We start from the raw sequence: 9,753 nt of genomic DNA, 5'->3' as shown, positions 1-9,753 counted from the left end.
TTGTGTTACCATCGATCGCTGTTGATTATTTAGTAGAGAAGAAACTGTGTCCCACTCGATCGTTACCAATGTTTGTGAAGGTATAGCTGACTGTGTAGCGGCTTGTCCGGTTGCCTGTATTCATGAAGGCCCAGGAAAAAATACGCTGGGTACCGATTGGTATTGGATTGATTTTTCTACCTGTATTGATTGTGGAATTTGCATCCAAGTTTGCCCGATCGAGGGGGCAATTTTTCCAGAAGAAAGACCAGATTTACAATCCACACCTACTTAGTTTATATCCTTAATAACCCCGACTTTTTCAAGAAGTCGGGGTTATGTTGTCAGGGCTTAGTTAATTACTAACTTTGGCTCTAAATATCAACTTATCGCCTTGTCGATAGCCGACGTATCTAACTGTCACCGATTCCTCCGGTTGGGCAGTTCCTTCAATTAATTGATGCCAGCGCGGATCGTAGGCGACTTCAGAGCCAATTTCGCCAATTACGGTAACACCCCATTGTTGGATGAGTCGATCGATCGATTGCACTAATGGGAAGATTTTACTAGCTGGGAAGTCTGGATTTTTAGCAGCGGCAAATTTAGCAGCAGGAAAGTAAGTCAAGAAAGATTCTAATGTCTGCAAACTTTGATATTGAAATTCGGCTTGGAGCGTCTCTCGCTGCTGTTGTAATTGTTGCTGGAGATGTTGATATTCTTGTTGAAGGCTCGCTAGTTTTTGGCGATCGGCATTAGAGCTAAGTTGCTTACCAAAGATATTAATTAGTTCGTCGATCGATATCTGTAAAGTGTTGCTAATATTAATTAGTGTTTGCCATTGCAGTGTGCCAAGTTCGCCCGATCGCAGTTTCCGAATCGTGCGATCGGAAGTTTTAGTTAATTGGTACAATTTTTTGAAGCTACTAATGCCGACTTTGTGCATTAATTCTTGTAGCTGTACGGTGCGATCTTCATTCATGCGAGACTTTAGCTGCTGAGTAAATATCAAATATTATGTAGGGCGGGCACTGCCCACCACCAAAGTTTATGGCAATCTCTATCTAATAAATATTTGTGCTCAGCTACTTATTGAAAAAATATCGATCGCCATTCTATTATGCTAATAATACGCTTTATACAAAGAGGTGGGCACTGCCCACCCTACTCAGAAATAAATTGATTATTGGTCTAATAAACTTCTCAACATCCAGGCAGTTTTTTCGTGTAATTGTAACCGTTGGGTGAGTAAATCGGCAGTTGGTTCGTCGCTAGCTTTCTCGGCACTAGCATAGATCGATCGAGCGGTGCGACAGACAGCTTCTTGTCCTTCGACGAGGAGTTTAATCATCTCCGTGGCTTTGGGTACGCTAGTCGTCTCGGGAATCGAACTTAATTTGGCGTACTCGGTATAACTTCCAGGTGCGGTAAACCCTAATGCCCGAATCCGTTCGGCAATTAGATCTACTGCCAAAGCTAATTCGGTATACTGAGTTTCAAACATCAGATGGAGCGTTTGAAACATCGGCCCGGTAACATTCCAATGGAAGTAATGAGTCTTGAGATACAAGGTATATGTATCTGCGAGCAACCGCGATAACCCGTCGGCGATTTCCTTACGAGTATCTGCGTCTATTCCAATATCTACTTGCATCATGGTTGTTAGTAATCCTTAGAATATTTACCAATGCTTACTTAATATTCTACATATTCTACCGATCGCGACCGATAGAACCACAGTCGCGATACATACACTTTACAAATTGACTCAAGTAAATCTAGACAACTCAGTCTGTGCCAACTCCCTCACCCCTAACTTTCATGTCTCAAATTACTGGTACCACAAAATTATTAGGTGTCATCGGCAATCCTATCGCCCATACATTTTCGCCTGTAATGCACAATGCCGCGATTGCAGCCTTGGGTTTGGATTATCGCTATGTGGCATTTGATGTCGCGCCAGCGCAGCTAACTACCGCACTCGCTGGCTTCGCTGCCATTGGTGTAGTCGGATGCAGCGTGACGATTCCGCACAAGCAAGCAGTTATGCCCTTGCTTGCAGATATTAGCCCGCTGGCAAAGGCTGTAGGGGCGGTAAACGCCATCTGGAACGCGCCTGAAGGCTGGCAAGGTACCAATACAGACATTTCAGGGTTTATTGCTCCGCTCAAGGCAATGACGCGGGACTGGGGAGAGACGACGGCACTCATTTTGGGTAATGGTGGGGCGGCGCGGGCGGTGGTGGCGGGGTGCCATCAGTTGGGCTGTCGCAGCGTTCGGGTGTTTGGAAGGGATGCGGCAAAGTTAGCGGCGTTTGGGGAGAGTTGGCAGGATATTCGGCTTGAGACGCTCTCTAGCGATGTACCCACACCTGTAAAGTTGCACGTTCATTTGTGGGATGAATTGGGGACTTTTATCGATCGAGAAAATCTGTTATTGGTTAATAGTACGCCAATCGGGATGCACCCGCATACGACTGACAGTCCAATTACTGCGGAGATCGTGGCTAAGATCGGATCTAATTCGATCGCTTACGATCTAATTTATACTCCGCGACCGACTAAGTTTTTGCAATTGGCTCAAGCGCATGGTGCGATTGCGATCGATGGTTTGGAGATGTTAATTCAGCAAGGGGCGATCGCGTTTGAGTTGTGGTTGCAGCAGGCGGCTCCGAGCGATATTATGCGTCAGGCTTTACTCGAACATTTATCGAAGCGATCGTAATAATATGGGTCTGACTTTAGCACAAATCGATCGATTATTGACGGACTGGCAGCAAAAGAGTGATGCTGCCAATCGAAATTTGCTGGAATTGTACGATTTGCCTGCTTATCAACGCTTGAGTGGGGTAGGCAATCCGCCTAGCAATGTTACGGGAACGACGCAGCAACAGGCAAGTACGGCGTTGACGGCGATCGAGCGGTTATTTGATTATTTAGAATTATTCAATCGGCAGATCGATCGGGCATGTAGATTACGCAAGGAATTACCATCGTTATTTGTCAGTGATAGCCAATTGCAAGAGATCGAGCAGTTGTTAATGGGAATATCGATCGAATTACCGGAGGCTCAAACACCGTTAGCCCAGAGAAATCTAATCGGTCTCGATCGAGTTTGTCGATCGATTTCTCTGGAAGATTTATTGAACCGGATGATGGTGGCATTTGCGATTGCTAGAGATACGTTTGTGTCGGTAGAAATGGCGTGGACGGAATTAGAATCAAAGTTAATCGTCACGCATCGATCGATTGCAGAGTTGCAAGAATTAGTTCGAGATTTACAAGTAGATCTACCTCCATCGTTAGCAACTGCCCAAGCTAATTTTGCCGATCTTCAGCTTCAGATCGATCGAGATCCTTTGGGGATAAATCTGGCATTTACGCAAGATATTACCCCATTGCTTAATAATGCGCGTCGCGAACTCGAAGCTCTCGCCCAGCAACGCCAACAATTGCAAGCCGACTTTGCATCTGCACCGCAATCGCTCCAGCATTTGCAACAACTCAATCGGGACTCGATCGCTGCTTATACAGAAAGTCAGTCTAAAATTAGCCATAGTTTACCGACTGTTTCGCCCATCCCTAGCGAAGAAATTGCCGAACTAGAACGCTGGTTGGAGCGGTTGAGAGCCAAGTTTTCTGCCGGGACAATTCCCGCCGTGCGCATCGGCTTGACGAATTGGATGCAGAAGGTGCAGGCTTACACTGTCGCCACGACAGCCGCACTTACCGCCAATCGTCTCCCGCTCGATACCAGACAAGAATTGCGGGGCAGATTGGACGCACTCACAGCCAAGGCTCTGGCCAAAGGGAAGGCCGAAGATCCGGTTTTGATGGATTTAGCCGATCGAGCGCGCGCGGTACTCTACAGCAGCCCTACAGACCTCAATCTGGCGAGCGATTTGGTCGGGCAGTACGAACGATGCTTGAATCGAAGCTTGACGTGTTAATTTTCTTGGCGATGCACCAATTGGCGAATTGACGACGTGTTATAGCTAATTAGATATAGAGTGCAGCCGCTCCTCTGTGCCGATCGACAGCTCGGGAGTAGTTACGATTCGTTATCTTTTTTGAGTAGAGATTGGCACAGCAGTTACGATTGAGTAGCTTGAAGAAGATTGGGCTGAAATTCTCAATATTATTTTAAATTTAATTTTTATTATGACTACATTTGAGTCGGTCGGCCAACCCAAGTCGAAGTTATGGTTGGCGGCAATTAAACCGCCTATGTATACTGTCGCAATTATTCCGATTACCGTTGGTTCTGCTGTGGCTTATGCCCAGACTCAAGCGATCGACCTCAATATTTTAGGGACTTTTTTATTATCGGCGATCGCGATTATTGCATGGCTGAATATTAGCAATGATGTGTACGATAGCGATACGGGTATCGATATCAATAAAGCTGAGTCAGTTGTCAATCTCACTGGCAATCGCAATTTGATGTTTTGGCTGGGAAACTTGTTTTTAGGGCTAGGAATAGCTGGAATTGCAATGATTTCTTGGTGGCAACAAGATCTTACGGTCGTTGAAATCGTCTTATTAAGTTGCTTCTTGGGCTATAGTTATCAAGGCCCTCCTTTCCGATTGGGATATCAAGGTTTGGGCGAAATAATTTGTACGATTTGTTTTGGCCCTTTGGCTTTAAGTGCAGCTTATTATAGTCAAACCCAATCATGGTCGATCGCTAATTTATTAGCTTCACTAATTATCGGTATTTCTACTAGTATTATTTTATTCTGTTCGCATTTTCATCAAGTCAAAGACGATCTCGCGGCTGGTAAACTATCGCCGATCGTCCGCATGGGCACGAAAATGGGCGCGGCGGTGTTGAAATGGAGTACGGCGAGTATTTACGCACTTTCGGCAGTTGGGGTCGCGATCGGATTGTTTCCGGTTGCCACTTTATTAGTCTTTTTGAGCTTACCTTTGGCAATTAAATTAACCAATTTTGTCTCGGAATATCACGATCGACCAGAACGAGTTCGGACATGTAAATATCTAGCAGTGCGGCTGCATTTTGCGAGTGGGCTATTATTAGCTTTAGGATTTTATATATAGAACACATTGGAGATCTAGATCGGGATAAATCGAGCGACAGCTAGGATCGTGGATGGTTAGCCGTACCAATATCTGTCGCTCTATCGACTCACTTGGTTGGTATCGATCGCCAGCATTGTTTGTGCGATCGATTGCCTATTTTTGCAATTAGCCAGCAGATCGAAATTCATTAATCGATCGAATTGGATGATTTGCCGAGACTAGTAGTACTGAAGCTCTAAAAACTCGCATCTTAGAATTCGTAGAGTACTTTAATCGCACAATGGCAAAGCCGTTCCAGTGGACTTACAAAGGCAAGCCATTGTGTAATTGAAATACGGCTTTATTTATGCCGCCCAGTACTAGTTCGATTCAACCGATCGAACATATGCCCTGTGTTACTAGGGGCACTGAGGGCTGCCAAGGCACCGATGGCAAGTGGATCGAGGGTTTCCCGCGCATCCCGAGCGCACTGCTACAGATTTGATATAATTAGAAACTATAGCTACGATCGCTATGCAAAATTAATTCAATCGAATGTTAGAACTAAAACTAGAAAAACTTCGCAATCTATTTGCAGAGATGGATCGAGCGTTAATTGCTTATTCGGGAGGAATTGATAGTACCTTAGTTGCTAAAATTGCCTACGATGTTTTAGGAGATCGAGCCTTAGCTGTCACAGCTAAATCGCCATCATTACTACCTGAAGAATTAGAAGATGCGATCGAGCAGGCTAAATCGATCGGAATTGCCCATCAGATTGTCGAAACTCACGAGATGGACAATCCTAATTATGCATCCAATCCAGTGAATCGGTGTTATTTTTGCAAGAGCGAACTGCACGATACACTCAAGCCTTTAGGATTGAAGCTTGGGTATAGTTATGTCATCGATGGTGTCAATGCTGATGATTTGCAAGACTACCGCCCAGGCATTCAGGCGGCTAGAGAACGGGGCGCACGATCGCCATTAGCCGAGCTGGGAATTACAAAAATGGAAGTGCGTGAAATTGCTCGATCGATCGGTTTATCGTGTTGGAATAAACCCGCTCAACCTTGCTTGAGTTCGCGCTTTCCTTATGGAGAAGAAATCACGGTTCCCAAATTAAATCGCGTGGGGAGAGCGGAGATTTATTTGCGTCGATTGGGCTATGAAAATGTGCGCGTGCGATCGAGTGACGATACCGCAAAAATCGAATTACCAGCCGAGCTGATCCAAAAATTTGTAGCTAATACCGATCTGATCCAGTTAACCCAAGCCTTTCAGTCATTTGGATTTGTCTATGTAACTTTAGATTTAGAAGGATATCGCAGTGGCAAGCTAAATCAAGTATTACCTCAGTTTGCTAACTAGTAGTCTACGGCTTAGTGAAGTGGGCAAAGGGCAAAGGAACATACCCACGATCTATCCTTTGCCCCTTACCCCTAACCTTGTTAATAGTAAGTATGTATTGGCGATGCACTCGATCCAAAAAAGTCCGCCACCTGCGATCGGATCGGAATACCCGTTCGTGTATTAGAATTTTTGAGTAATGCTCGATCGCCAGTAGCGCAATGAAACTTTATGTGACGACAGAGTGACTCGATCGTCATCCATAAAAAAAAGTCACTATTCTGACATCGATAAAGTTATAGATGTGTATAGTTTGCGGTACGATCTAGTTTTATCACTGGATATATAACTAGAAATTTAGAACAAGAGGGCAAGAGGCTGTGATTAGAGTAGCGATCAATGGGTTTGGGCGGATCGGTCGGAATTTTATGCGGTGTTGGCTGGGAAGAAAGAATAGCCATATCGAAGTTGTGGGTATTAACGATACTTCCGATCCCCGTACCAACGCACACTTGCTCCGGTATGACACCATGTTGGGCACATTTGATGCAGACATCAGTGCTGATGACAACACGATTACGGTCAATGGCAAGACAATTAAATGCGTATCCGATCGCAACCCCGATAACTTACCTTGGAAAGATTGGGAAATCGACCTGGTAATTGAGTCTACGGGCGTGTTCATCAGCCATGCAGGTGCTTCGCGCCACATTAATGCTGGTGCGAAAAAAGTGCTAATTACAGCACCAGGAAAGGATGAAGACGGTACGTTTGTAGTCGGTGTCAACCATCAAGACTACGACCACAACAAGCACTTCATCATTAGTAACGCTAGCTGTACCACTAACTGTTTAGCTCCTTTTGCTAAAGTCCTCAATGACAACTTTGGCATCGTCAAAGGGACAATGACCACGACTCACAGCTACACTGGCGACCAACGTCTGCTGGATGCTTCCCACCGCGATTTGCGTCGGGCGCGGGCTGCGGCGATGAACATCGTCCCCACCTCCACTGGTGCGGCTAAAGCAGTTGCTTTGGTATTACCAGAACTCAAAGGCAAACTCAACGGGATCGCACTGCGGGTACCTACTCCCAACGTGTCAGTAGTTGATTTGGTTGTCAACGTTGAGAAGAAAACCTTTACAGAGGAAGTCAACGCTACCCTCAAAGCTGCCGCTGAAGGTTCTATGAAAGGGATTTTAGACTATTGTGAGTTGCCACTAGTTTCGAGTGATTTTAAGGGCACCGATGCCTCTTCTACTATTGATTCTACGCTGACGATGGTCATGGGCGATGATATGGTCAAAGTGATCGCTTGGTACGATAACGAGTGGGGTTACAGCCAACGGGTTGTCGATCTAGCTGAAATCGTTGGGGAGAAGTGGGTTAAGTAGTTAGTGGATAGTGAATAGTGGATAGTGGATAGTGGATAGTGGATTGCGGGCAAATGCCCGCAGTTAATTCATTTTCTACTTCACAAGAAAGCCCCATCACATTATGATGGGGCTTTCTTTTCGATCGCGTTATGTCGATCGTCAGCAAACTACTCTCTATCAACTATCCACTATCAACTATCCACTATCAACTATCCACTATCAACTATCCACTATCCACTATTCACTATCCACTATTCACTATTCACTATCCACTATTCACTATCCACTACTCCTAACGCCTCCGCATACAACTGCTCGTGTAGCCTCACGATCGAGTCTAAATCGTAAGTAGAGATCCGCTCGGAGCCTAATTTACTCATTTGGGCGGCTTCTTCGGGTCGATCGAGTACGGTAGTTGTGGCAGATGCCAATTCATCCACATCGCCTACAGTTACTAACAATCCGCACCCGTCGGCTAGTAAATCTTGAGTACCGCGAATTTTAGTACCGATGGTAGGAGTTTCCAAGGCTAGGGATTCTAGGACGCTCCGAGGTAGTCCTTCTTGTGCCGAAACCAGGATATTTGCCGTAGCGGCTCTCATTAGTACCGGAATATCGCGCCTGTTACCTAAGAAATGAATCCGATCTGCCACACCCAGATTGGAGGCTAGTTGCTGCATCTTTTCTTTTAGTGGGCCAGTACCTGCAAAAGCTAAATGTACATCCGATCGAGCTAGCTTGGCAAATGCCCCGATCGCATCGACATGACGCTTGCGAGCGGTAAATTCAGCTACTGATAGTAATAACCGATCGTTTTCACCCAAACCTAACTCTTGACGTACTGCCACTACGGCTGACTCGGCAACCGATCGAGGATTGTAATAATTTAAATCTACGCCGATACCAGGCATATAGCGAATTCGCTCTGGATCGAGCAGTTGATAGCGTTCTGCGGCATATTTATCTTCATGATTGATCGTGACTAAATAGTCCGTCCACTTACCGCCCCACCTTTCCAATTGAATAAAAATCGCATTTTTGAGCTGATTTCCACCTGCGTAGAAATGAAAACCATGGGCGGTATAAATTACCTTAGATCTTAATTTTTGGCGTAAATCTTTGAGTGCGTATCGAGTCACAAACGCCGCAACTGGAGTATGAACGTGGATGATGTCGTACTTTTCGCGAGCGACAATCTCCCGAATTACCTGCGGCGTACCTAATAAATTGCGCGGATCTAGCGGATTGCGCGACCACTGAACATCCCACACCCGATCGAATGCTTGTTGGCATTCCACCGAAGCTGAGACCTCACAAGCCATTGCGTCTACTTGCCATCCTTGCGATCGAAAATGAGCGGCAAACGGTAACAAAAAGCTACGTAGGGTACTAGGAACAGTCGTAACCATTAAAAGTTTGTTCATATTCGATCTAAACTGGCAAAATAGAGGTGGGAAAATATCGGGGGACAACTTCACTCGTAACGAAATAGACTCATCCTATTGGCTTTACGTGCCAGGAATTGTCAAAATTAACAATACAAGGTATTTATTAGCTAGACTTACTGAAAACAATCGGTAAGATTTCCAGCAAGCGAACGATCTATGAGCGGTTAAAACGATTTATGTATTGCTGCGATTGGGTTGAAAATTAGACGACTCGATTTACTCCTGAGTATCCTTATTTATCCCGATCGGGCAATCTCAACATATTCAATCCCGCTAGATCGAACTATCGAGCCGAGCTTCAGTAATAGCGATCGGTGTCACTACTTATTAGTGCTGTCGATCGCAATTCTTTAGTGTCCGTAGTGGTCAAGTATAACAAGCCAATGTCGCCAGTAGATCCGAGAATTTACGGACTCTCGATGGCAAGCGGCTAAAAATCTATTGTCAATCTCAGCCAATAACTTCGATGTTCTCAGTGAATATACATAGCTTTTGTCTAGCTGTACTGCGATCGATTAGAGCCAGATTCAGCCCACAGTCGGCGTTTTCCCCAGCAATAAATCGACTGGTACGGATACCACT

General features: G+C 45.3%; 9 protein-coding genes. 6 read left to right on the top strand and 3 right to left on the bottom strand.

All coding sequences use genetic code 11. The features are described from left to right. The first annotated feature begins 46 nt into the window (after window positions 1-46). Window positions 47-274: a ferredoxin family protein gene (locus C7B77_RS15585; RefSeq protein WP_106306562.1), complete on the top strand. Its 228-nt coding sequence runs from the start codon at window positions 47-49 to the stop codon at window positions 272-274. Window positions 275-334: 60 nt separating this feature from the next. On the opposite strand, the gene C7B77_RS15580 is transcribed toward C7B77_RS15585, so the two are convergent. Both C7B77_RS15580 and C7B77_RS15575 read right to left on the bottom strand, forming a co-directional pair. Next, window positions 335-958, bottom strand: a complete 624-nt coding sequence (locus C7B77_RS15580; RefSeq protein ID WP_106306559.1) for a helix-turn-helix domain-containing protein — start codon at window positions 956-958, stop codon at window positions 335-337. Window positions 959-1,159: 201 nt separating this feature from the next. After that, window positions 1,160-1,633: a Dps family protein gene (locus C7B77_RS15575; protein WP_106306556.1), complete on the bottom strand. Its 474-nt coding sequence runs from the start codon at window positions 1,631-1,633 to the stop codon at window positions 1,160-1,162. A 164-nt stretch (window positions 1,634-1,797) separates the two neighbouring features. On the opposite strand from C7B77_RS15575, the gene C7B77_RS15570 reads away from it, so the two are divergent. From C7B77_RS15570 to C7B77_RS15545, 5 genes are all read left to right on the top strand, one after another. Next, window positions 1,798-2,700 carry a shikimate dehydrogenase gene (locus C7B77_RS15570; protein WP_106306553.1) on the top strand — a complete coding sequence of 301 codons (903 nt, stop codon included), beginning with the start codon at window positions 1,798-1,800 and terminating at the stop codon, window positions 2,698-2,700. 4 nt (window positions 2,701-2,704) lie between these two features. After that, window positions 2,705-3,925 (top strand): hypothetical protein, encoded by a 1,221-nt coding sequence (locus tag C7B77_RS15565; RefSeq protein WP_106306551.1) that lies wholly within the window; start codon window positions 2,705-2,707, stop codon window positions 3,923-3,925. A 211-nt stretch (window positions 3,926-4,136) separates the two neighbouring features. Next, window positions 4,137-5,036, top strand: coding sequence for a 2-carboxy-1,4-naphthoquinone phytyltransferase (gene menA / locus C7B77_RS15560; RefSeq protein ID WP_106306548.1), 900 nt, complete (start codon window positions 4,137-4,139; stop codon window positions 5,034-5,036). A 516-nt stretch (window positions 5,037-5,552) separates the two neighbouring features. Then, entirely contained in the window at window positions 5,553-6,368 is an 816-nt protein-coding gene (larE, locus tag C7B77_RS15550; RefSeq protein ID WP_106306545.1) for an ATP-dependent sacrificial sulfur transferase LarE, read from the top strand. Window positions 6,369-6,727: 359 nt separating this feature from the next. Further along, window positions 6,728-7,741: a type I glyceraldehyde-3-phosphate dehydrogenase gene (locus tag C7B77_RS15545; protein WP_106306542.1), complete on the top strand. Its 1,014-nt coding sequence runs from the start codon at window positions 6,728-6,730 to the stop codon at window positions 7,739-7,741. Window positions 7,742-7,995: 254 nt separating this feature from the next. Here C7B77_RS15545 and C7B77_RS15540 read toward each other — a convergent pair whose 3' ends face one another. Continuing rightward, window positions 7,996-9,147, bottom strand: a complete 1,152-nt coding sequence (locus C7B77_RS15540) for a glycosyltransferase (RefSeq protein WP_106306539.1) — start codon at window positions 9,145-9,147, stop codon at window positions 7,996-7,998. Window positions 9,148-9,753 lie beyond the last annotated feature (606 nt).

Source organism: Chamaesiphon polymorphus CCALA 037, from assembly GCF_003003845.1.
Lineage (GTDB): Bacteria > Cyanobacteriota > Cyanobacteriia > Cyanobacteriales > Chamaesiphonaceae > Chamaesiphon > Chamaesiphon polymorphus.
The sequence above is the reverse complement of the archived record's forward strand: the minus strand, read 5'-3'. Positions and strand labels throughout refer to the sequence as shown.